The following is a 23,163-nucleotide window of genomic DNA, read 5'->3' as shown; positions in this document are numbered from 1 at the left end:
GATGTTTACAACGTTTGAAATTCTGTCTAGGAACGTTCAGCTGTTGATATGAGAACATTAAATAACTCAACAAATGAATCATCCAGTCCTATTTCTAAGTCTTTCAATAATAATTGTTCATACTCATGATACGTTTTAATTGCTTCGAATCGATCCTCCATTTTTACTAATAAATTGATTTTTTGCTTAATTTTTTCATTTGAGTATGGATTTAACCTAAGGTAAGTTTGCAAATAAAAGAGTGTTTTTGAGTCATCATTAAGCTGATAGTAATTGATTATTTTATCTAAAGAAATCAGCATGTGATTTTGATATGCCTGTGCTTCTACAAAAGCCCAGTCGTACCTATTCAATTCCATATATTCACCTGTATATAACTTTACTGCATTTTCAGCAATTTGAATATTTGTAACATCAAGTTTATCCAGACTTTGTAGGGTTTTTTTCAATTCTATTGCATCACAGTAAATTGGTTCCAAAGTGAAAAAATAACTTTGGTTGGAGAATGTAATACAGTTAGAGTAGCCAAGCTCATCTAGAATTTTACGTAAATAAGATAAGCATGTATGCAGGTGAATTTTAGACTTTTTATAATCTTGTCCTGGCCATAAACTTTCTATTAAAATATCTCGATTTATATATGTGTTAATATTTGTAAGAAAAAATCCAAATAATTCCTTAACTTTGGCGGTTTTAAAATGAATTAGCTGTCCATTACGAAATACTTGCAATTCATTAAAACACTTAATGTAGGGTACAGAAGTAGAGATATCTTCAGTCCTATCTTCGTGATTTCTACATACTTCTACAATTTTAGTTAATCTATTAATAGTTTTAAGAAGACGTTTTGTAGTAATTGGTTTTAATAAGTAATCAATCGAGTTTAATTCAAATGCTTGTATTGCGTACTCCGAATGGGCAGTTACGAAGACAATTTGTATAGATGGCTGAATTGATAGTATAGCCTCGGCTAAGTCTAATCCATTCAAGTCCGCCATTTCAATATCTAAAAATGCAACATCCACATGGGTTGTTTTTAGGTCAGATAGAACATGCTCTTGTGAATTGTATTTTTTTATAATATGTATGTTAGGGAATTCCTGTAACTTTTTTTCTAGGGTGAAAAGTGAAAGGTCTTCATCATCCACTAAAATTGTTTTTATCATAAAATCCCCTCCATTTATGGAAAAATTCTAAATTTATTTCTATTATAATAATATTAATAAGATTCATCAAATCTCTAAATAGAGAAGTAAATAAAAGAATAGCCAATAAATAGAACCTTTAGAGACTAACTATTCTAAAGGTAAATTGGGTTAATAATGTTAGTAAAATGAAGGTAAAGGTATGTTGGATTGCTAGCCGAAAAACAGAGTTTGCTTCTGCAAGATAGGGATTAGATTAGTTTTATCGACTTTTTTGAAAGTTAAAGCTAGTGAAGAATTTGATCAAAGGAATATGCAGTAAGAGGAACTGGAAAAAGAATTATAATAGCTTTTCAATAAATTAGAGATGTTTAATTTGTAAAGATTATATATGCAAACAAATATGATTAATTTAATTTCAAAGTAAATTACCCCTACAGCTAAAAAATCTCTTCTGATTAATATCTACTAGTGTGATTTTCCTTTAAATTATTCCTCTATATAAAAAAGCTTAAACATTATTTCTCTTTGTGGCACCTGGAGTGCATCGAACTTTTCTAAAAAGGTTTTTTTATCATAGGCTACTTGATGAATAGTAACATCTGGTTTAATAGAACCTAAGTCAACTATTGCATATGGAGCAGTAATGCCTTTGGATACACCTAGAGAACCTGGATTTATATATATTTTATCGTCAGTTTGAAATAGGTGCTCTGGATGATTATGTCCAAAGCAAATAATGTCTGCGGGATAATCACCGAACATCGTTTCCATGTTATCTAGTGTAGGTTTTAAAATAGAGTAAAAGGGCTCTTCTCTAATATGTGAATCACGCATATGTGTTTCTATATGGTAGTGAATGCCAAATAGACGCATACCGTTAATTTCTTTTGCAATCGTTCTTGGTAATAAGCGAAGGCGTTCAGCATTTTGTTCGGACAGTTGGTTGGCAATCCATTGATGGTGTTCACGTGTATGCTTATAGCTATCGGGATGTCCTTCTCCAGAGATAAGGGATAGTATTGCCTCGTCGTGGTTACCGGTAATCATTTGAACATCGGAACGCTCAAATAGAATATCAAGAACTTCATTCGTATCCGGTCCCATAGCTATCATGTCTCCAAGACACCAAATTTCCTGCACATCCCTCATAGCATCTATTTCTTTCAATACTGCTTGTAGGGCAAGTTCGTTCCCATGAATATCTGTAATAATCGCTACCTTCAATATAATCACTCCTACGCTTAATCTAACGAATCTACTTTTTCTGTAGATTTTTTTTTGTGCTTTACATACTTCACTAAATAATAAATAAGAATAGTCGCAAAAATAATACTGAAAATGACATATTCATCTACATCAGATGATAATATTCCAGCTGGAATTAGAGCAAGGACAAAGAAATAAAGGAAATTTCCAATTGCAGTAGCTATAGTGAAAGGCACGATACGTATTGTGCTAAGACCAGACAAAATATTAATCAAACTAGTTGGGATAAAAGGGAAAAGTCTTCCTTGTAGTACATAAGCAAAACCATTTGCATCAACCTTCTCAATTAATCCTTTGTTGAACTTTTCAATAATAATTTCTTGGAAAACATAGCGTACACCGTACAGCACAATAATAGAGGCAATTACACTCGTAAACCAGCTCCATAAAAAGCCATTTATAAATCCAAATAACGTGATATTGATTGTAATCACGATAATGAGTGGAAATATTGTAAATGAATTTTGTATGAGCATGACCAGGGCCATAAAAAATAGCGCATAGCCAATATTTCTTTCTAAAAATAGTTGGACCTCATCTATATCTCCATGCAATAAAGACGTAACAATATCTTTGTTTAATAAGACGAAAACTAAAATTAACAGCAAACCGCCCCATATAATCCATTGTCTTTTCGTTAGATGTTGAATTTTATTCTTCATTTGTTAACGTCACCTGGTCCTTTTCACATTTATCCCGCATTAACGGGCAGGCCGATTAAAGTCGCCACTTCCTGTACGTCGTAATCTCCCATCCCAAAGCCTCTCCCAAGTAACAAAGCATATGTGGGGGACAACTGTCCGAATGGTTCAACTAACAATCAGTGGTGATAAGGAAAATCTCCACTGATTGAAGTTTCACTTTATTATTCAATCGTACCATGGTTTAAGGTTACTAAAAAACTTTTAAGGACTCTTCCTTATAAAGATATTCAATTGAATTATGTTAAGACCAAAAAATACTACATTCTATTAGAGCAATTTCCTTTTAGTTTGATTAGCTGAAAGTAAAGTTAAGTAGAGAGCTACACAAAACATTAGAATGGAACCTCCTATGACCACTTCTTTTACAGAAAGCCATTGAGATGCAAGACCTAAAAAAAGAATAACGATAATTTGTATAAAACTAGAAAGCATCTCATATAGGCTTGATATTCTACCCATCATATCGGTAGGGATATTGGATTGGATGTATGTCATAAACCCCGTATTTGAAATAGATAGAAAAAATGAAAGAACAAAAAATCCGATACTAGCTAACAAATAGGTTGTGGAAAAACTGTAAATAACATAACCAATTGAGACAAATAGTGTCCCGATACTCATCAACAGTTTAGCTGGAGCGATTCTTACTAATATATTGGTACAAAGAGCACCAACTAGAAATCCAATCCCAGCAAGAGTGACAAGAGATCCATAGGCAGTATTGGACAGATTAAGGACCTGCTTGGCAAAGGTAACTTCCATGGAGTCTAATGCGGCAGTTAGTAGCATAACCATTTGGAACATCATATATAAGACGAAAAAAGGAATAGCCTTCTTACTAAAATGTACAACTAATCTCCAATCATCTTGGATGTTCAACCAAGTTATTCTTGAATTTTCAAAAGTAGCTGTAGACATTTTTCTAGGAAGTAAAAGTGCAAGAGCAGCACATAATAGAAAAATACCAACGTTTACAAATAATGCTTCCTTAAGAGAACCACTCATAAATAAAACACCTGCAATTAATGGACCGGTTACAAAGGCACCCGAATGGACAAAGCTAAGAATTGCGTTAAATCGATGTCTTATATTTTCAGGTAGCAAAAGCGTCATATACGTAAAGGATGCTGGCTCAAATATTGCCCCAGCCATTTGGATGAAAAACACTAGTATATAAATGAATACGATGGAATCAGAAAAAGGTATGAAGAAGATTAATATTGCTCTAATCACGTCTAAACAGACCATAATATGCTTAGTAGAAACACGGTCAATAAGACTACCAGCCCAAGGTCCAACTAATAACTGGGTGATAGGTTTAATAATATACAACGCCGCAACTGCTAAAGCAGATCCTGTTATCTCTAATACCATTAAGTTGATTGCTAATAAGTATATCCATCCTCCGATATTGGCAATTCCAACGGAGAACAAATACATAATAGGAAACTTCCATTTGAATGAACTCATGTTAAAACCTCCGACATATTTAATTTGGTCAATAAAAAAATCCCACCCCCAAGACTGCTGTCTTAGGGACGAGATTAATATGTCGTGGTGCCACCCTAGTTTGCCCTAATGTCACCATTAGTAGCCTTTTCAAGTACGGCATGAAGGCATGCTTATACTCTAGCTCGATAACAGGAGCGTCTGTCACATAATGCCTTGCTTTGTACAAGTCCTACGTGAAGCTCAGAGGCTTGTTTCGGAAACTTCATTCTTACCCACTCGCAGCTAATAGGGCTCTCTGTTAAGAAATTCGGTTACCTACTCTTCTCTTCATTGCTTTTTAATTTTTCCTATCATACCATATTTTCCTTTAAATACTAGCTGTTTTTTTATCGTAGGCAAAATACTTATCGGTATAAAGGGTGCTAGTGTAACGCAAACTTCTAGGGAAAAGGAGTGTTTAAGATAAAATCTCTTACAGAAGCTATTAAAAAGTTTGCACTGCCATTTAATATTCCCGAGGATTTGACTCCTCTATTAAAAGCGATTGGAGATGCGAAAATTGTTTTACTAGGAGAAGCTAGTCACGGGACATCCGAATTTTATAAAGTTCGAGCAGAGTTATCAAAGCGCTTAATAGAAGAAAAGGGATTTACTCTAATTGCGGTAGAAGGGGATTGGCCATCCACTCAGCGAGTAAATAGATTTATAAAAGGATACGATCCAGAGGCTAACAAAAAAAACGTACTAAATGCATTCGAACGCTGGCCAACGTGGATGTGGGCAAATGAAGAGATTTCTAAATTTGTTATGTGGTTAGAGAAACATAATAAGCAATTAGAAGAAAACAGGAAAATAGGATTTTACGGAATCGATGTGTACAGTTTATGGGAATCCTTAGATGAGGTTGTAAGTTATTTGCGTAAAACGAATCCGGAAGGAACAGATATGGCTTTTGCAAAGAAGGCAATTTCCTGTTTTGAACCTTTTAATCGTCATCCCGAAACGTATGCTTTTTCTTCCATTCACATTTCTGACGCATGTGTGGAGGAAGTGGTGAAGTTAGTGGCATCCATTCGTAAAAATGAAAAACAGTATGAAGGTAATCAGGAAGCAGATTTAAATTTAAAGATAAATGCATTAGTTGCTCAAAATGCAGAAGAATATTACAGGGCAATGGTTCGTAGTGATGAACTTTCGTGGAATGTTCGTGATGAGCATATGGTCGAAGTGATCAATGAAATAATGGATTATCATGGGAAAGACACGAAAATAATAATCTGGGCACATAACACCCATATTGGAGATGCATCCTCAACGGATATGAAAGAAGAAGGACTGACAAACGTAGGAGAAATTCTTCGTCTACAAAACAAGACTGAAAATGTGTTTTCAGTTGGATTTGGTACCCATAGCGGCGAGGTAATTGCGGCAGACGAGTGGGGAACTATTCCTAAGAAAATGACTGTGCCACCTGCAATAAAAGATTCATGGGAGGATATACTGCATCGAGTGGAAGCTACAGATAAGATTCTGCTTTTTGACGAGGAGAATCGTGCATTCTTTAATAATTGGATTGGGCATCGGGCGATTGGAGTAGTGTATAATCCAGACTTCGAAGCTTATGGAAATTATGTGCCTTCTAAAATCGGGAGCAGATATGATGCCTTTATATATATAGATAAAACAAATGCATTATCACCAATTCAAGTAATTGAATAAAAATCATGGACAGATGGAGAAGGTGTGAGTCTCTCCACTCATTAAAAGATAAATAAGTATATGGAATATCGTGTTCCAAATACATTGTTCCTTGTATTTTAAAGAATTAAATAATATCGCTGATTTCCGTTTCAGGTGGATGCTTTCCACGGGCGAGGCCGACCATCCTCGGTCTCTACGCTTCCTGAGTGGTCGATAAGGTTTTTCTTATTACTAGCGCTAATTTGATTATGACTTTTTATCATATAATACTCGATTATTTTGCTGATACTATTTACAGTGATCCGTTTTTATAAAGGGAACATGGCTGATTGGAGCGCAGGGCGGGACTCCAGTGGGAATAGCGCGAGCTGAAGACCCTGGACTGAGCGTAGCGAAAATCAACGGCATATCTAGGTTTCTGTTCTTAGAGGACCGGTGTTTTTTGCCTGTTTTTCTTATTTAGATTCTAGATTTCTTCATTAGCCATGAAATCAGTATTAATATAGATCCTATACCAAGTGAAGCCTGCCAAGGTAATATAAAGGATGGCCCGATTTCCTTTACAAAAAAGCTAATGATTGCAATAACTAAAAAACCACCAGCTCCATATAAACCAGCCTTAATCATCATCTTTTTATCAGTAGCATTTTCATCGAAAGACGACTGACTTATTAACCCAAAAATCATTTTCACTCCAAGCCCTGTCATAACCAAAATCAGAATGATAAGAAGCAGGGAAGATATAACATACACTTTTTCCGAAGTTTCTCCTCCGATTATTGGAATAATTATGCTTCGCATTATTAGAAACCATCCAATTACATTTAAAGCTATCTCACTCATAAATATGAAGCTATTTCGTTTATTTTCGTGCGGTAAATGGCTTACAATCTCATCTGCGTATCCCTTAGGATCATTGCCAAAGATTTCTATAGCAGTTTTTCCGTCCTGTTGACCCTCTATAAGATGATCTAACATTTCCATCAAAACTTCCTCTGATTGTTGCTCTGATAAGGTTAGTTTAGTTCGGATATAGAGCAATAAATTCGTGTAATAATGCTCATTTTCTTCCGTTAGTAACGCTCTTTTTTGATTGTTTTCTTGGATTAACTCACTTGCCTTCATACGTTTCATCCCCTTTCGATAATAAAGCATTAATAGGTACTGATAGCTGATTCCATTCTATGGAAATTGTTTCAAGCGCCTCTTTGCCAGCAGCGGTTAATGAATAATACTTACGGTTGGGTCCAGATTCTGATGCTCTCATTTCACCAATAATTAACTCATTTTTTTGAAGTCTTAATAGAACAGGGTAAATAGTACCTTCACTCACATCCTCTAAACCGACTTTTTGGAGCTTTTTTGATAATTCATAACCGTAAACGGTTTCTTTTTCGATAACGGCAAGTACACAGCCATCAAGAATTCCTTTAAGTAACTGACTTCTAATGGACATATTTTGTCTCCCTTTCACTATCTTGTAAAACAAAGTAGTGGTGTAAAAAATAGCTACCTTGTTTTACAAAGTAGTTAAACCTAGTATAAGGATAATTAGAAATGATGTCTACTAGGTCAATGGTCCAATTTCTTGTAAGGATTAAAAAAGAATCTTATTATCTGACAATTTCGTGATAAACTAACAATAACTTCAATAATGATATAGGAGGTACATAGTGGGAATTTGGAAAAGATTATTAGTTACTGTCATTTCAATCGTTATGATTAGTGGTTCTATTTTTATTTCTACAGGTGAGGATAATACTGTAGAAGCCGCTACTTCGTACAATAGTTTAAAAAGCAAGATTAACACCATAATGGCAGATAGTCGTATGAAAAGTGCAACAACAGCACTTACGGTACGAAAAGCATCTACTGGTGAAATAGTATATCAATATAACGGGGATATAGGGATAACGCCTGCGTCTTCATTAAAACTTTTAACTGCAGCAGCAGCCTTAGAAACACTTGGGGAAAACTATCGTTTCCCAACGGCAGTTTATACGAATGGGCAAGTACAAAATGGCATATTAAATGGTAATTTGTATTTGCGGGGTAAAGGTGATCCAACCTTATTGAAGTCCGACTTTGATAATTTCGCGAATAGTTTATCAAAACAAGGTATTAAAAGAATTTCTGGAAATATAGTTGGGGATGATTCATGGTATGATTCCGTTCGACTGTCTGCAGGTATTTTGGCAGAGGACGAGCCATACTATTATGCAGCACCTATTTCTGCTCTGACAGTTTCACCCAATAGTGATTTTGACGCTGGGTCGGTAATAGTTCAGGCGATACCTTCTACAAATGGGAAGGCAACTAAAGTAACGCTAACTCCTCAAACTAGTGTTTTACAGGTAGTGAATAAGTCCAGAACCGTTCCTAAAGGATACAAAAACACTTTGAAAATTACTCGACAATTAGGGACTAATAAGGTAATTATTTCTGGAAACTCACCAATTGGAACCTACGGAACGAAGGAATGGATTTCCGTGACAGATCCAACATTATATGTATTGGATATATTTAAAAAGTCATTACAAGCAAAAGGTATCACATTTATACCTTCCTCTGTAGTAATGAAAGGGAAGACACCCGACAATGCAAAGGTTTTAGAATCTAAAAGATCTAAACCGCTAAAGGATATAATCATTCCATTTATGAAGCTTAGTAATAATACTCATGCGGAGATGTTAGCAAAAGAAATGGGAAAAGTGAAGTATGGAGCGGGAAGCTGGAATGCAGGATTAAAAGTAATGAGAGAATATGCTAATTCTATTGGATTGGACAGCACTAAATGGAAATTTGAAGACGCATCAGGTATGTCATATTCAAACAAAATTACAAGTAGAGAATTATCGCATTTACTTTATGCAGTTCAGTCAGAACCTTGGTATAAGACTTTCAGTAAAAGCCTTCCAGTAGCGGGTATGTCTGATCGTTTTGTAGGTGGTACCCTTCGAAATAGATTGAAAACTACTGGTACTAGAGGTAACATAACAGCGAAAACTGGTAGTCTAGAAAATATAAAATCCCTCGCTGGATATGCAAAAACTAAAAGCGGTGAGACTCTTATATTTACCGTGTTAACAGAGAAAAATAAAACGAGCACAATCCCCGCACTTGATAGAATTGCTACAACGATTGCTAATCACTATTAATAATAGGAAAGCGTCGCCTTTGCAAGCATTGGTGGCGCTTTTATGATTTGCAGAAAAAGTGTAGTTTATGTATTTCAAATTATGTACTATACTATTTGTGTAGTGAGGTGAAACAAGTGGCACGTGAGCGTAAATTTACTGACGATGAGTTATTTAAAGCAACAAAGCTATTACTAATTGGGGATGGCTATGAATCCTTTACGTTTAGCAAGTTAGCTTCGATGATGGAAGTTTCTCGTGGCAGTATATATAAATATTATGAGAACAAAGATGAATTGATATCGGAATTTCTGATGTATGAAATGAATCGCTTTCTCCAAGATTTTAGTGTGCTTGATAAAAGTGGAGATTTTCAAACACAGTTTTCTCTAGTTATTGATTTTATTTTTAGACATAGTGAAATTCATCAGATTCTAGAGATTATTCATCAAATTCCTAAACAGTCTTCCAATCGTGTCGTCTCCAATCAGACACAGTTAAATACATATTACATTAATATGTACAAACAATTCCAAGGGTTAATCGAGCAGGGGAAGAAAGAACAAGTAATTAAAAGTCATCTATCTGATGCTATAATTCTTGGGATGATTTTTCAAACTATTGCTATTCCTAATCATTTTGGGATTCCTACTGACGAATGGGTAGATTCTATCAAAGAGATCTTAAGTGACGGAATGTTTTTGAGAGATTAATTGACATACAAGTCACTTTTACACATAATGTAAATGACAAGTATGTTTTTTTTGTTCAAAGTGACACTAGTGTCATTAACTAAATGGAGTAGGAAGTGGTCATATTGAAAAAGTTACTAGGCATAGTAACCGATTTTGTCACGACGAGAAAAGGTATGTGGATTACATTAGGTATTTGGATAGCGCTAACAGTAATTCTTACAGTATTTGCACCTAGTTCAAGCGATTATAAGGTTTCGAGTGTAGCCTCATTGCCTGAGGATGCTAAGTCGATTGTGGCCCAAGAACATATTGACAAGCATTTTAAAGATGCAGAAAGTTTGCCAGGGATTCTTGTTATTCAGTCGAAAGAAGAGATAGATATTAAAATGCTTGGAGCAGCTTTGGATAAAGTAGCGGCAGCAGATATAAATGGTCTGAAAGAAATGGTTCCGTTTAGTAGTCTGCCACCCCAGGCGTTGGAAGGATTTTTCTCGGAAGATAAGAAAACATCAGTTATTCCTATTAGCTTTATCACCTCTTTAGAAACCTCTGATTTAGAGGAAAGCTTGGCTCAGGTGAGGGAAATTGTAGCAGAGGAAACCAGATCGATTGTTTATATGACAGGTCCTGCTGGAATTGCTGTAGATACAACAAATCTATTTGAACGTGCGGATCTTGTATTAATCTTATCGACAGTAGGAATTATTCTTATTCTACTAATTGTCATTTATCGTTCGCCGCTATTAGCTCTAATTCCATTACTAGCAGCAGGAATTGTTTATCAGGTTGTAAACCAAATACTTGGTATGATTGGTGCTACGGGCTTGGAGTTAGCTACTCAATCGTTATCGATAATGTCGATTCTGTTGTTTGCAGCGACGATTGATTATTCGTTGTTTGTATTTTCTCGATATAGAGAAGAGTTAAAGAACTATGAAACTAAATTCGATGCTATGAAGTACGCAATGCGTGAGACTGGAATTCCTGTATTCTTTGCAGGTGGTACAGTTTTAGCTGCAATGCTCGTACTATTCTTTGCATCATTTGGAGATTATCGTAATTTCGCACCAATTTTCGGGACGACAATGTTTGTCATTATGTTTGCATCTGTCACACTAATCCCAGCATTATTTACTCTTTTCGGTCGTAAGTCTTTCTGGCCTCGTGTTCCGAAATATGGAGAAAAAGAAGTGAAAGCGAACTCATTATGGAGTAAAATTGCTTCATTTGTTGTCAATAAACCAGTAATCGCTGCAGTGTCGATATTAGTTATTTTAGTAGTTTCCGCATTGAACTTGTTTAATCTGAAATATGAGTTCGATACGATTAAATCTTTCCCAAGCGACATGCCGTCCCGTGAAGGTTATGAAGTCATTGAACAAGAATTTGAAAAAGGGGATTTAGCTCCAACAACTGTCCTTTTTGAATCTGAAAGTGAAATTACAGAGGAAATGCAAGCAAGTCTAATTGATCAGCTATTACAACGAGGCTTAGTGAGTAGTGTTCGTGCTTCAGGAATTTCAGAAGATGGACTTGCGGCACAATTCCAACTAACATTCGAGGAAAGTCCATATTCAACAGAGTCAATGGACGCCTTGGAAACCATGGTGGAGGAAGCAGATAATATTGTTAAGGAAAGTGACGTAGAGGGTGAATTGTACTTTGCTGGCGAAACCGCATCTAACTTAGATGATCGTTCTGCAAATAGCCGTGATTTAATCATTATTGTATTGCTTGAAACACTCTTAATCTTTATCTTATTAATTGTATTAACGAAATCTATTAAAATGCCAATTTACATGATGGGTACTATTCTATTGTCATTCTTGGCTGCACTTGGTCTTGGTATGTTCTTAACTAACTTATTTTTCGATATTGATACGATTAGTAATCGTGTTCCACTCTATTCGTTTGTGTTCTTAGTAGCACTAGGAATCGATTATAATATTATTCTTATATCTAGATTTTTAGAGGAACGTGAAAAACATTCCGTTAAAGAAGCAGTTCAAATTGCAGTATCCCACACAGGTGGAGTTATCTCTTCAGCAGGTATTCTACTTGCTGCAACATTCGCTGTACTAATGACGCAGCCGATCCAGCTGCTATTTGTTTTTGGATTTATCGTAGCGGTGGGAATTATTTTGGACACATTTTTAATACGTGGAATTCTTTTACCCGCATTGATCGTCCTATTTGAAAAAGATAAAAAATAATATAAACGCATGGTCTTTAGGAATAATTCCAATAGACCATGCGTTTTTGGTTTTTAGAAAATCTTTTTTCGGTCCCTTTCATCTTTAAGCAATTCTACAGCCTCACGGAAACGAAGAGAATGAATATTTTCTCGTTCTCTTAAGAAACGTAAAGCATCATTGATACCAGGATCGTCTGAAATATCGATTAACCATTGGTAGGTTGCGCGTGCTTTTTCTTCTGCAGCAATATCTTCATATAAATCTGCTATGGGATCTCCTTTAGATTGAATATACGTAGCTGTAAATGGAACTCCTCCTGCATTCTCATAAAACAATGAATGTCCATGATTAACAAAGTGTGCACCTAAACCAGCTTTTTCTAATTGTTCAGGGGTAGCATCCTTAGTCAATTTATAAATCATTGTTGCCAGCATTTCAAGATGTGAGAATTCCTCAGTGGAAATATCCGTAAGCAGTCCGATTACTTTATCCGGAACGGTATAACGTTGGTTCATATATCTGAGTGCGGCTGCAAGTTCACCATCCGCGCCTCCGTATTGCTCCATAAGATATTTTGCAAGCATCGGATTACAGGTTGTTACTTCGACGGGATAAAGCAACTTTTTTTCATAAACCCACATCAAATTTCCCCTTTCTCATAATTGCCATGGCCACGGGTCTTGATTCCAACGCCAGCCTACTTCTAGGGCCTGTCTAGAGGGAATGGATTTTAGGGATAAAGGTCCAAATTTATTTTCGTATTGTTTGCGTGCAGATGCAGCTTTTTTAATCGCTTCTCTCCATTGCTCTAAAGCATCTTCATCATCTGGATGTGTGTCCGTGTATAATGTCCATTCGACAACAACAAAATCCATTTGTTGTACTTTTTTTAACAGAAGCATTCTTTCATCAAAAGCATTCATGAAATTCCTTCCTCTCGGGAGAATCCATCCACAAATTTAGGCCAAAGCGAACCTTGCATTAGTGCCTCCTCGGGAGAATTTTGCGGTAGGCCAGGCTGCTGGAAATTTGTGAAAATTTGTGGAGGCAACACGAAATACTTCACGGTAACCGGGGGGCAGGGATCCCGTGGTGAAACAAAAGGCTTAAAACTTCCTCGATAACTTGGACGTTCCAAATGTCATCACTCCTTCTACCCATCTTATGAAGTTAGAACTTGTCTAATTACGGCAACATAAAAACTCTTATCAGTTATGAAAAACTAATAAGAGTTTGCACAATATTCATCCTTTATTTTTCTAGGAAACACCTAAGAAAAATAGAACAAACGGAATAGAAATGATGCTGACAAGTGTTGTAACTAGAGTTGTAAACGAAACAAGATCTGGTTCAGTATTAAATTGCAATGCTAACATCGTTGTATTAGCTGCAGTTGGCATAGCTGCCAAAATAATCGCAACCTGTTTGACCATATCATTAACTGGCAAGAAGTATAAAATTCCAACCGCTAGAAGGGGGGACACAATTATCCGTATAAAGGAAACCGCAACAACATATCGATAGGCAACCTTTTTTCGCGAAATGACAGCTAATTGCATTCCGAGAACGAGCATAACTGTTGGTATCGATGCATCGGCAGCAAGTCCGACGCCATCCATGACCGCATGTGGCACGGTCAGTCCAGTTTCTTGTAAGAAAATACCGAGGGCAGCTGCATATACGACTGGCATTCTAATAACGCGCTGCAAGGACTGCTGCCATGTCGCCTTCTCACCGCCACCAAGAGATGCAAAAAAAATACCAAATGTATTGATGAACAAGCCGTGTAAAACCATGATCATTACAGCATAATCAAAACCAGTGGCCCCTAAGGCAAATAACACTACCGGAGCACCGTAATTTCCGCTATTCATAAACATTCCACCTAAAATCATCGCAGAAAGTTCCGAGCGTGAAGTCTTCATAAATGTTCCAGTCACCCAAGTTATTATAAGTAAAATAAAGGCCAAAATAAGACAAAATAATATGATATAAAAATATTCCATCGTTAAGGCATTTGTATAAAATGTTCGGAAAGCTAAAAATGGAGACATTAAATATAGCGCGGCTGTAGAGATAGATTTTATATCGAAACCAATAAATTTCTGTCCAATAAAGCCGATAAAGAAAATAATAAAAACCGGCAAAATAATTAAAACCAGTTCCACTTCAACACCTTCAATCTAAAATCAAACTTAAGTAGTTCTGTCTATTAAATTACTATATCATATTGCATAAATATATAATCGCAACTATGTGTAGAAATCACTCAAATGGAAATGATAAAAAAGGTAGTGCAGAGCATCAATTCTTTAATTCTTTGAAAAAATAAGGAGGGAAATAATGTCAGTAGAAAAATTAAAAATTGGAATTGTTGTAGGTAGTGTAAGAAAAGGACGTAATGCGGAGGCAGTTTCGAACTGGGTGTATAATTTTGCAACAAAGAGAAATGATGCAGACTATGAAATAGTTGATTTGATAAATTATAGATTACCTCTTCTGGGGCAAGAGATTTTTTCAGAACAACAGGAAGAAGCAAATTCGGCTATCAAAGGCTGGTCTGAGAAAATGGCTACGTATGATGGTTATATTTTCGTAACTCCAGAGTATAATCATGCGGTAGGCGGTGCACTAAAAAATGCATTAGATTACTTAAATCCTGAATTAAACAATAAGGCAGCTGGTCTTGTTGGATATGGTAGTTTAGGTGGAGCACGTGCTCATGAAAATATGCGTTTAATCTTAGGGGAATTACAGGTTGCAGATGTTCGTACTGCTGTAACATTCTCACTAATGACTGATTTTGAAAGTATGAGCGTATTCAAACCTGCAGACTTTCATGAAGGAAATGCAAATACAATGCTTGACCAATTACTTGCATGGAGCAGGGCTTTAAAAACACTTCGTTAATTTATTTAAAAGAAAGTCAAATCCAAGGGAATTATACTTTTCCCTTGGATTTTTTACGTTATAATTAAAATTAAATATTAAAAATTTTAAGATAACTACAAAGGGAATAATAATGGGGTGGAGCAATGGATATTAACGATAAAGTGGCCATTGTAACAGGTGGGGCATCTGGATTGGGGCTTGCAACTGTTGCACATTTATTACAAAAAGGGGCAAGGGTAGTAATTTTTGATGTAAATGAAGAATTAGCAAAAAAAGCAAGTGAGGAATTCGGGGGAAATGTAGTCTATGAAATAGTAAATGTTACTGATGAAAATTCTGTCCATAAAGCAATTCAGCAAACAGTAGAGAGGTTTGGGGCAATACATATTTGTGTGAATTGTGCAGGTATAGCCCCTCCTCAAAAAACGGTTGGAAAATCTGGAGCAATGCCTTTAGAAAATTTCAAAAAAGTAATAGATATAAATTTAATAGGAACGTTTAATACGTTGAGATTAGCTGCTGCGGAAATGACAAAAAATGATTTGCTCATGGAATCCAATGAGCGAGGCATTATTATTAATACCGCTTCGGTCGCAGCATTTGAAGGACAAATGGGGCAGGCAGCTTATAGTGCTAGTAAGGCTGGAATAGTAGGGATGACCTTACCTATTGCAAGGGACCTATCTTCTTATGGAATACGTATTAATGCGATTGCTCCAGGATTATTCCGTACCCCTATGGCAGCAGGTTTAGGAGATAGAGTAATAGAGAAGCTAGAGTCATTAGTAGAATTTCCAAAGCGATTAGGTCGACCAGATGAATTTGCTACATTAGTAGCTTTTATGATTGAAAACGAATATATCAATGGGGAAGTAATTCGATTAGACGGGGCAATTCGAATGCAACCGAGGTAACAAGAAAAGCACAAGCGCCTATGCAAGCCCCGAAAAGCGTTGGAAGAATGACGGAAAAGGCGTTCTTTGCCTTTCCCGACATTCTGAAACGTCTCGAGGGGCTAGGCGCTGAAGCTGGACAGGTAGAAAAGCACAAGCGCCTATGCAAGCCCCGAAAAGCGTTGGAAGAATGACGGAAGAGGCGTTCTTTGCCTTTCCCGACATTCTGAAACGTCTCGAGGGGCTAGGCGCTAGAGCTGGACAACAAGAAAAACGGAAGCGCCTAGCTTTGGAAGTCAGTCTAAGTTCGCGACATCTTGTCGCAACGACTGACTGACCCACATCCTGTGGGCCTCCGACAAGCACTGGAAGGATTTCGGAAAAGGCGTCCTTTGCCTTTATCGAAATCCTGAAGTGACTCGAGGGGCTAGGCGCTGAAGCTAGAAATAAGAAAAGAGAAGGGTGGAAATGACATGACAGAGGTTGTAATAATAGAAGGGGTACGAACAGCAATTGGAAGAAGGAAAGGGACGCTTTCAGAATATCGACCAGATGAACTTGCAGCGATTGTTTTAGACGAGTTAGTGAATCGTGCTGGTGTGGAGAAAGCAGATATAGACGATGTCATTTTAGGGTGTGTCACACAAATAGGGGAACAAAGTGCGAATATCGCCCGTACTGCAGCACTGATAGCTGGTTTTCCAGTACATGTACCTGGGGTTACTATTGATCGTCAATGTGGTTCAAGTCAGCAAGCGGTCCATTTTGCTGCACAGGCAATTGCAGCTGGAGACATGGATATGGTTATTGCTGGGGGCGTAGAAAGCATGACGCGTGAGCCTATGTTTTCAAATGTAGGAAATGCGAAAGTAAGTCCAAAACTAACTGACAAATACGAGATCATCAATCAAGGATTATCATCAGAACGAATGGTAAAGAAATGGAAATTAACGCGTGAAGAACTAGATAAGTATTCTTCTGAAAGTCATGCCAAAGCCTTTGAAGCAATTGAAAAAGGTCATTTTGAAAAAGAAATTGTTCAGGTAGAGATTCCTCAAGCAGATGGTACGGTAAAAAGCTTTGCAACTGACGAAGGACCCCGTGCAGGCTCTACTGTTGAAGTATTAAGTGGATTAAAACCTGTATTTGATGAAAATGGTGTGATTACGGCTGGGAATGCTAGTCAAATGAGTGACGGAGCTTCTGCAGTTCTTTTAATGTCTCGTGAAAAGGCAGATGAGCTTGGGCTAAAACCAAAAGCTCGTATAATAGCTCGTAGTGTTACGGGGTCTGATCCAACGCTTATGTTAACTGGTCCTATTGAAGCGACGAAAAGAGTGCTTTTAAAAGCGGGTCTTACAATTGAAGACATGGACACCTATGAGGTTAATGAAGCTTTTGCACAGGTTCCACTAGTGTGGTTAAAAGAGACAAATGCCAATCCAGAAAAGTTAAATCCAGATGGAGGGGCAATAGCCTTAGGTCATCCGTTGGGAGCAACAGGAACAAAGCTATTGGTAACTATGCTACACAGGCTAGAACGCACTGGTGGGCGCTATGGTCTTCTTGCTATTTGCGAGGGGATGGGCATGGCAAATGCCACAATTATTGAAAGAATTGAATAGGGGGTGTAGGAGTGGGAAGATATAGATTTGAGACGGAGGATCATGTGATATTTCGAAAATCTTTACAAAATTTTCTTCAGAAAGAAGCTGCCCCCCATTATGATTCATGGGAAAAGGATCGACTTATTCCAAAGAACTTTTGGAGAAAACTAGGTGAGATGGGCTACTTATGTCCACAGGTAGAGGAAGATTTCGGTGGCCTCGGTTTAGATTTTAGTTTTGGTGTAATTATTTCAGAGGAATTAGAAAGAATCGGCTCCAGTCTTGTAGGGGTTGGATTGCATAATGATATTGTTGTTCCTTATATAGAATCTTTTGGCTCGCAGGAGCAAAAGCAAAGATGGCTACCGGGGTGTATAACTTCAGATTTCATAACTGGAATTGCTATGACAGAGCCTGGAGCGGGTTCAGACTTGGCTAATATACAAACAACAGCAATTCGTGATGGAGATCATTATGTTATAAATGGGCAAAAGACATTCATCACTAATGGAGTTAATGGCAATCTGTTTTTAGTAGTAGTGAAAACTAATCCTAAAGCAGAACCAAGGCATCAAGGCATCAGTTTAGTTATTGTGGAAGAGGGGACACCTGGATTTTCGAAAGGGCGTAAGTTAGATAAGGTAGGATTACATGCTCAGGATACTGCAGAGTTATACTTCGAGGATTGTCGGATTCCTATTTCTAATTTAATCGGAGAAGAGGGTAAAGGCTTTGGTTACTTGATGGAGAAACTACAGCAGGAAAGATTAGTAGTAGCAATCTCTGCTCAAATTGCTTCAGAGGATATGCTAGAAATGACAATGGAGTATGTAAAGTCTCGTAAAGCTTTTGGAAAATCAATATCCTCCTTTCAAAATACACAATTTAAAATAGCCGAAATGGCTACCAAAATCGAACTTGGAAAATCATTTTTGGAATCACTAATTGAGGATCATATTTCAGGAAAAGAAGTTGTTACTAAAGTATCGATGGCAAAATATTGGCTAACCGAAACTGCAAGAGAAATTTCGATTGACTGCATGCAATTGCATGGTGGATATGGGTATATGGAAGAATATAAAATTGCCAGAAGATATCGAGACATTCCTGTAGCTTCTATTTACGCAGGGACAAATGAAATAATGAAAGTAATTATTTCAAAGAATTTAGGGTTATAGAATATGGAATCAGTTAAAGCTCGGTAAATGAATTAAATATTCATTTGCCGAGCTTTATTAGGTTCCTGTTAATTATTCAGTTTCCGGCATGTCGCCATTGTGTAGGAGTTCCTGCTTTTGGACAATTAGGGAATGTAGCACCTTCTACTAGGTCTAGTTTGTCGCCATCTTCATCAATATATGTGCCAGATTCTGTTACTGGTTCACCTGAATTATGATGATGACCTTCTGCATGCTTCCAATAAGTAGCTACTTGTGATTCTGGACAAGAAGGGAATTTATCACCCTTATTTAATCTTTTAGTAAATCCAGCCTCACATGTATATGCGCCGCTTTCTTCTACTACCTCATCTGTTGCATGCTCATACTGTTGGTTTCCCATGTTTAAATTCCTCCTTCATGTTTATAACCTCTACAATCTATTTACCCAGCACAGCATGTCTAAAACATGACATGTATATCAGAAAAAGTTTAATATTCAATCAATTCGGAAATATAAAATATAATGAGGCTATTTTCTAGTAGTTAGGAGGTGAAAACATGGAAAGAAATATAATAGCTATAATTGTCTTAGGAATGTTTTTTATAGTTCCATTTCAAGTTCAAGCGGAAGAATTGGAGAAAGAGCACGGAGGTTTGCTAAGTAAAACAGCCGATCAATTATTAGGAGCAACTGAGAATTTAGTTAACACCGTTCAAACTACAGTTCAGAATGTTGAGGAAGTTGTTCCTGTCTTAAAACCTGGAACAAATGTAATTTCAGAGGTTGAAAAGAATACTTTACCAATTGTAGAGGATGTAGTAATAGGTGTTACAGATACAACTGATACAGTGCTTACTGAAGTAGTGGACGAGGTTGATAAAACCGTCAAGACACTGCCAGTAACTCCGGTTGTTACGCCAATTCTTACAACAACGACCGAAACATTAAGTGAAGTAGCATCAGAAGTTCAAACAGTCGTGAAATCGAGTGAAGAAACGGTTAAGAATGTAGTAGATAAAGTGGTGGAAGAAAAGGGTAGAAATCCTATTGAGGAGTCTACAAATGTTCAGATTACTGAGATATCTACAAAAACTACTAATCTTTCTTCTGAAAAAGAGGAATTGCCGTCAATCGCAGAAACGAAGACTCCAATTGATGTTACTGTAACAGACGAACCAGTGGGAGAGGAAACAACTCTTAAAAAGGTTGCTGTTGAAGTTGAATTAGAAGGACCTGAAAAAGTGGATGAAATTTACGAACATCATATAGAAGTGGATAAGAAAAAAACTGCTCATAAAATTCAACAGAAAATAATAACGGAAGCAATACAGGAACAGAATTTAAAAGTCCCGGTTATACCGGCAATTCCATTAGGACCAGATGCAAAAATGACAGTGGCTTCGGGAGTAACATGGGGTGGTCAAGGAAATACATTTTCATCGGGAGTATCTTCTTTGTCAACCGGAAGCGATGTTTTACATGGTTTTCTCCCATCCGATGAAATGTTAAAGGAATTAACAAAGAAAAAATGGTATCACAAAAATAGCTATGCGGTTATTCAATGGATTCATACGCCTCTGAGGAAACCACCAGTATTAACTCCTTTTTTATACGTGATTTAATTCATAATAAAAAAGGAGATAAAAAAATGAAAAATAATAGCTTAAAAATATTTTGGTCTTTACTTGGTATATGGACGTTTCTTTTGATGACACCGACATTTGTGGCTGCGGAGGATCATGACTCCAATATGTCTATGTCAATCGATATAAACTTATTGAGTGAAAGCCCTGAAAATGCCGAAATTCTAGATGTGGAAGTCAGTGACTTGCTTGGAATTGATAATGTCGATGTGAAGATTCCAAACAGTGAAGCAAATACAGACGAATTAGCAAGTGTTTCTATTACTGATGAAGAGATTGGTTATATAGATGCGGATGTGTTAACTACTACTGAAACATCAGAATCGAATGAACAAGCTGTTGCAGATATAGCAGCAGAAGAATTACTCGGTAAAGATGAAGTAGATGTAGAAGTACTAAAGCATAAAGAGAATGACTGGAAAGACTCCCATTCAAACGAATCGTCAGTAGCAGATATAGCAGTAGAAGAATTAATCGGTACAGATGAAGTAAATGTAGAAGTACTGAAGCATAAAGAAAACGACTGGAAAGACTCCCATTCAAACGAATCTTCAGTGGTAGATATAGCAGTAGAAGAATTACTCGGTACAGATAAGGTTGACGCAGAAGTACTAAAGCATAAAGAGAACGACTGGAAAGACTCCCATTCAAACGAATCGTCAGTGGTAAATATAGTAGCAGAAGATTTACTCGGTACAGATGGGGTTGACGCAGAAGTACTGAAGCATAAAGAAAACGACTGGAAAGACTCTCATTCAAACGAATCGTCAGTGGCAGATATAGCAGTAGAAGAATTACTCGGTACAGATGAAGTAAATGTAGAAATACTGGCACAAAAAAAAGACGCTTCAATGAATGGTTCATCTAATAATGAATCAGTTGCTCAAGCGACTATTGATAATTTAATTACAACTGATCAAATTGAGTTGAATGTCCTTAAGAGTGATGAATCAATGCATGATCAAAGCCAAATGGAAGAACAACAAGCAGTACATTTTGAGATTAATGATCTTCCGCTGCTTGAAACATTACATGTAGGTGTATTGGAGAATAAATCCATCGAAGAGTCAACTCTTCTACAAGATGCCTCCGCTTTAGTTACTGTGGGGCTAGGCGACGACTCATCTTCAACTACTAGTTCACTTTTAGATGAAGTGGAGATAAATGTGTTACAAAATAGCCAATCTTCGAGTAATAATTTCGAAGCAGAAAAGTCTGCTGTTGTAGGACTTGAACTAGCTGATACAAACTTAGGTGATTTTTCCACATATGTTTTATTGTCTGAGTCCACAGTGGACAATGGAGATATGATGAATAATAGTGGTTTAGTAGAGGTTAATTCTGATGATTTAGCCATACTTGAGGATGTTCATCTAGGTGTAGTCGATAAACATGAAGAAGGGGACGGACAAAATAGTTTATTTTCCGAGGGGTTTATACAGTTAGATATTTTGTCAGATTTTACGGATGAAATAGAAGTAGATATTCTAACGAATGACGAGCTTACAACTAATAGTGAAGCTTACCAAAATGAAAAAACTATATCTATTGGTTTAATAAATGATCTAGCCGGAGAAACAAATATCGATATTCTTCCAACAGAAAGCTATGTAACGGCTGCTTTCGATAACCCAATACTTCCACTGGAAGATGGTGAAGAAGTAGTGGAGGATAACGGATTGGATGGAGCAGAGGAAGGTAATAACGAAGAAGGTACCCCAGTTACCAATGGGGATGGAAGTATTATCGAAACGCAAAATCCGTCTACAGATGAAGAAATTATTGTCGTAGATAGTGAGAGTTCAGAATCAAAAGATACGATGATAGAAAAACCTACTTTAACAGAAAGTGATGAAAGTGTGACTGAGGAAGATATGTCTGGTATCGGTGCCAATTTCAATAATAGTGACGGCAACTTTTTCACTGGTTCTTCCTTACCACAAACTGGAGGTTTTTTTACAGGAGTAATGTTGTTAATTATAGCTTTGAGTTTATTAGGTAGTGGTTGGACTATACGTAAACTTGCATAAAGGAGACCTACAAATGACGAAAAAAAGTGTAGGGAATATATTAATGATCATTGGATGTGTCTTACTCGTCATTGTTAGTTATGGAATGATTGAAAATAAAACACACCAAAAAGAATTGATTGAATCCTTTAAAGCTATAAAAACGGAAGCTGCATTAGCTTCAAATGAAGGAACGGAGAAAGCGACAACCATAAAGGATTCTGCGGATATAAGCATCTTGAGAATACCTTCTATCCAATTGGAATCTCCTGTTATAGAAGGCACAACTTCCACTAAGCTAAATCGTGCACTTGGAATGATAGCGAATCTGGATGCACCAGGTACTCCAAATGGGAGTACAGCTATTGCTGGACACCAGTCACATCAGTTTGGACATTTTTTTAATCGTCTGAATGAATTACAAATAGGGGATAGACTTGAATTAGAAACAAGTACAGACCTATTAGTCTATGAAGTATTTGATATTCAAATAGTTAAACCAAACAATGTGGAAGTATTGAGTCGTCAAGAAGGAATATCTATGTTATCGCTCGTGACCTGTTATCCAGAAAGGTCTAATAAATATCGTCTAGTGGTACAAGCAAAGCAGCAAGAAATATAAACTAAATCATCAATCTAAAAGTGTGCACCCGATTTCAA

Annotated in this window: 21 protein-coding genes and 1 other annotated feature; of the genes, 11 read left to right on the top strand and 10 right to left on the bottom strand. The window is 36.8% G+C overall.

The window, feature by feature from the left end:
- Positions 1-26 precede the first annotated feature (26 nt).
- The 4 genes from MKY37_RS07510 to MKY37_RS07495 all read right to left on the bottom strand — a co-directional run bounded on the left by MKY37_RS07510 (position 27) and on the right by MKY37_RS07495 (position 4,588).
- Positions 27-1,166: a response regulator gene (locus MKY37_RS07510; RefSeq protein WP_340775514.1), complete on the bottom strand. Its 1,140-nt coding sequence runs from the start codon at positions 1,164-1,166 to the stop codon at positions 27-29.
- 468 nt (positions 1,167-1,634) lie between these two features.
- Entirely contained in the window at positions 1,635-2,372 is a 738-nt protein-coding gene (locus MKY37_RS07505; RefSeq protein WP_340775512.1) for a metallophosphoesterase family protein, read from the bottom strand.
- 17 nt (positions 2,373-2,389) lie between these two features.
- Positions 2,390-3,076, bottom strand: a complete 687-nt coding sequence (locus MKY37_RS07500; protein WP_340775510.1) for a TVP38/TMEM64 family protein — start codon at positions 3,074-3,076, stop codon at positions 2,390-2,392.
- Positions 3,077-3,385: 309 nt separating this feature from the next.
- The gene (locus MKY37_RS07495) at positions 3,386-4,588 is read right to left on the bottom strand and encodes an MFS transporter (protein ID WP_340775507.1); all 1,203 of its coding nucleotides are present in this window, start codon (positions 4,586-4,588) and stop codon (positions 3,386-3,388) included.
- 61 nt (positions 4,589-4,649) lie between these two features.
- Positions 4,650-4,910, bottom strand: a binding site (T-box leader).
- A gap of 113 nt (positions 4,911-5,023) precedes the next feature.
- Here MKY37_RS07495 and MKY37_RS07490 point away from each other — a divergent pair.
- Positions 5,024-6,289 carry an erythromycin esterase family protein gene (locus MKY37_RS07490; protein ID WP_445323024.1) on the top strand — a complete coding sequence of 422 codons (1,266 nt, stop codon included), beginning with the start codon at positions 5,024-5,026 and terminating at the stop codon, positions 6,287-6,289.
- Positions 6,290-6,730: 441 nt separating this feature from the next.
- Here the strand turns inward: MKY37_RS07490 and MKY37_RS07485 are convergent, their stop codons facing one another.
- On the bottom strand, positions 6,731-7,396 hold the full coding sequence (locus MKY37_RS07485; RefSeq protein WP_340775504.1) for a DUF1129 family protein: 666 nt from the start codon (positions 7,394-7,396) through the stop codon (positions 6,731-6,733).
- Positions 7,383-7,727 carry a PadR family transcriptional regulator gene (locus MKY37_RS07480; RefSeq protein WP_340775502.1) on the bottom strand — a complete coding sequence of 115 codons (345 nt, stop codon included), beginning with the start codon at positions 7,725-7,727 and terminating at the stop codon, positions 7,383-7,385. Before MKY37_RS07480 ends, MKY37_RS07485 begins: the two co-directional genes overlap by 14 nt.
- Positions 7,728-7,944: 217 nt before the next feature.
- Between MKY37_RS07480 and dacB the strand changes: the two genes are divergently transcribed.
- The 3 genes from dacB (at position 7,945) to MKY37_RS07465 (ending at position 12,316) form a co-directional block, all read left to right on the top strand.
- A complete protein-coding gene (gene dacB, locus MKY37_RS07475) occupies positions 7,945-9,429 on the top strand; it encodes a D-alanyl-D-alanine carboxypeptidase/D-alanyl-D-alanine endopeptidase (protein WP_340775499.1) in 1,485 nt (494 codons plus the stop codon).
- 107 nt (positions 9,430-9,536) lie between these two features.
- Positions 9,537-10,121: a TetR/AcrR family transcriptional regulator gene (locus MKY37_RS07470; RefSeq protein ID WP_340775497.1), complete on the top strand. Its 585-nt coding sequence runs from the start codon at positions 9,537-9,539 to the stop codon at positions 10,119-10,121.
- A gap of 104 nt (positions 10,122-10,225) precedes the next feature.
- The gene (locus MKY37_RS07465) at positions 10,226-12,316 is read left to right on the top strand and encodes an MMPL family transporter (protein WP_445323023.1); all 2,091 of its coding nucleotides are present in this window, start codon (positions 10,226-10,228) and stop codon (positions 12,314-12,316) included.
- A gap of 53 nt (positions 12,317-12,369) precedes the next feature.
- Here MKY37_RS07465 and MKY37_RS07460 read toward each other — a convergent pair whose 3' ends face one another.
- The 3 genes from MKY37_RS07460 to MKY37_RS07445 all read right to left on the bottom strand — a co-directional run bounded on the left by MKY37_RS07460 (position 12,370) and on the right by MKY37_RS07445 (position 14,466).
- A complete protein-coding gene (locus MKY37_RS07460; protein ID WP_090564714.1) occupies positions 12,370-12,939 on the bottom strand; it encodes a manganese catalase family protein in 570 nt (189 codons plus the stop codon).
- Positions 12,940-12,954: 15 nt separating this feature from the next.
- Complete coding sequence (locus tag MKY37_RS07455; RefSeq protein ID WP_340775488.1) at positions 12,955-13,221, bottom strand: spore coat protein CotJB; 267 nt, start codon at positions 13,219-13,221, stop codon at positions 12,955-12,957.
- Between the two features lie 336 nt (positions 13,222-13,557).
- On the bottom strand, positions 13,558-14,466 hold the full coding sequence (locus MKY37_RS07445; protein ID WP_340775484.1) for an AEC family transporter: 909 nt from the start codon (positions 14,464-14,466) through the stop codon (positions 13,558-13,560).
- A 175-nt stretch (positions 14,467-14,641) separates the two neighbouring features.
- On the opposite strand from MKY37_RS07445, the gene MKY37_RS07440 reads away from it, so the two are divergent.
- The 4 genes from MKY37_RS07440 to MKY37_RS07425 all read left to right on the top strand — a co-directional run bounded on the left by MKY37_RS07440 (position 14,642) and on the right by MKY37_RS07425 (position 18,868).
- Positions 14,642-15,208, top strand: coding sequence for an NADPH-dependent FMN reductase (locus MKY37_RS07440; RefSeq protein ID WP_340775481.1), 567 nt, complete (start codon positions 14,642-14,644; stop codon positions 15,206-15,208).
- A 125-nt stretch (positions 15,209-15,333) separates the two neighbouring features.
- On the top strand, positions 15,334-16,104 hold the full coding sequence (locus MKY37_RS07435; protein WP_340775479.1) for an SDR family NAD(P)-dependent oxidoreductase: 771 nt from the start codon (positions 15,334-15,336) through the stop codon (positions 16,102-16,104).
- 452 nt (positions 16,105-16,556) lie between these two features.
- Positions 16,557-17,708: a thiolase family protein gene (locus MKY37_RS07430; protein ID WP_340775477.1), complete on the top strand. Its 1,152-nt coding sequence runs from the start codon at positions 16,557-16,559 to the stop codon at positions 17,706-17,708.
- An 11-nt stretch (positions 17,709-17,719) separates the two neighbouring features.
- The gene (locus MKY37_RS07425; protein ID WP_340775475.1) at positions 17,720-18,868 is read left to right on the top strand and encodes an acyl-CoA dehydrogenase family protein; all 1,149 of its coding nucleotides are present in this window, start codon (positions 17,720-17,722) and stop codon (positions 18,866-18,868) included.
- Positions 18,869-18,944: 76 nt separating this feature from the next.
- On the opposite strand, the gene MKY37_RS07420 is transcribed toward MKY37_RS07425, so the two are convergent.
- Positions 18,945-19,250, bottom strand: coding sequence for a hypothetical protein (locus MKY37_RS07420; RefSeq protein WP_340775473.1), 306 nt, complete (start codon positions 19,248-19,250; stop codon positions 18,945-18,947).
- A gap of 158 nt (positions 19,251-19,408) precedes the next feature.
- On the opposite strand from MKY37_RS07420, the gene MKY37_RS07415 reads away from it, so the two are divergent.
- Genes MKY37_RS07415 through MKY37_RS07405 form a run of 3 tightly spaced genes read left to right on the top strand, consistent with a single transcriptional unit; the run spans position 19,409 to position 23,125 of the window.
- A complete protein-coding gene (locus MKY37_RS07415) occupies positions 19,409-20,473 on the top strand; it encodes a hypothetical protein (RefSeq protein WP_340775471.1) in 1,065 nt (354 codons plus the stop codon).
- 26 nt (positions 20,474-20,499) lie between these two features.
- Positions 20,500-22,524, top strand: coding sequence for a hypothetical protein (locus tag MKY37_RS07410; RefSeq protein WP_340775469.1), 2,025 nt, complete (start codon positions 20,500-20,502; stop codon positions 22,522-22,524).
- Positions 22,525-22,537: 13 nt separating this feature from the next.
- Positions 22,538-23,125 carry a class D sortase gene (locus tag MKY37_RS07405; RefSeq protein ID WP_340775467.1) on the top strand — a complete coding sequence of 196 codons (588 nt, stop codon included), beginning with the start codon at positions 22,538-22,540 and terminating at the stop codon, positions 23,123-23,125.
- Positions 23,126-23,163: the final 38 nt, after the last annotated feature.

It is taken from the genome of Psychrobacillus sp. FSL K6-2836 (genome assembly GCF_038003085.1).
In the GTDB taxonomy this organism is placed as follows: Bacteria; Bacillota; Bacilli; order Bacillales_A; family Planococcaceae; genus Psychrobacillus.
This window is presented reverse-complemented; position numbering and strand designations above follow the sequence as displayed.

What these genes read in the sequence shown, in the direction of transcription:
- MKY37_RS07510 (WP_340775514.1), bottom strand. Translation starts at nt 1,166, where the DNA reads ATGATAAAAACAATTTTAGTGGATGATGAAGACCTTTCACTTTTCACC.
- MKY37_RS07500 (WP_340775510.1), bottom strand. Translation starts at nt 3,076, where the DNA reads ATGAAGAATAAAATTCAACATCTAACGAAAAGACAATGGATTATATGG.
- MKY37_RS07495 (WP_340775507.1), bottom strand. Translation starts at nt 4,588, where the DNA reads ATGAGTTCATTCAAATGGAAGTTTCCTATTATGTATTTGTTCTCCGTT.
- MKY37_RS07485 (WP_340775504.1), bottom strand. Translation starts at nt 7,396, where the DNA reads ATGAAGGCAAGTGAGTTAATCCAAGAAAACAATCAAAAAAGAGCGTTA.
- MKY37_RS07480 (WP_340775502.1), bottom strand. Translation starts at nt 7,727, where the DNA reads ATGTCCATTAGAAGTCAGTTACTTAAAGGAATTCTTGATGGCTGTGTA.
- MKY37_RS07460 (WP_090564714.1), bottom strand. Translation starts at nt 12,939, where the DNA reads ATGTGGGTTTATGAAAAAAAGTTGCTTTATCCCGTCGAAGTAACAACC.
- MKY37_RS07455 (WP_340775488.1), bottom strand. Translation starts at nt 13,221, where the DNA reads ATGAATGCTTTTGATGAAAGAATGCTTCTGTTAAAAAAAGTACAACAA.
- MKY37_RS07440 (WP_340775481.1), top strand. Translation starts at nt 14,642, where the DNA reads ATGTCAGTAGAAAAATTAAAAATTGGAATTGTTGTAGGTAGTGTAAGA.
- MKY37_RS07435 (WP_340775479.1), top strand. Translation starts at nt 15,334, where the DNA reads ATGGATATTAACGATAAAGTGGCCATTGTAACAGGTGGGGCATCTGGA.
- MKY37_RS07430 (WP_340775477.1), top strand. Translation starts at nt 16,557, where the DNA reads ATGACAGAGGTTGTAATAATAGAAGGGGTACGAACAGCAATTGGAAGA.
- MKY37_RS07420 (WP_340775473.1), bottom strand. Translation starts at nt 19,250, where the DNA reads ATGGGAAACCAACAGTATGAGCATGCAACAGATGAGGTAGTAGAAGAA.
- MKY37_RS07415 (WP_340775471.1), top strand. Translation starts at nt 19,409, where the DNA reads ATGGAAAGAAATATAATAGCTATAATTGTCTTAGGAATGTTTTTTATA.
- MKY37_RS07410 (WP_340775469.1), top strand. Translation starts at nt 20,500, where the DNA reads ATGAAAAATAATAGCTTAAAAATATTTTGGTCTTTACTTGGTATATGG.
- MKY37_RS07405 (WP_340775467.1), top strand. Translation starts at nt 22,538, where the DNA reads ATGACGAAAAAAAGTGTAGGGAATATATTAATGATCATTGGATGTGTC.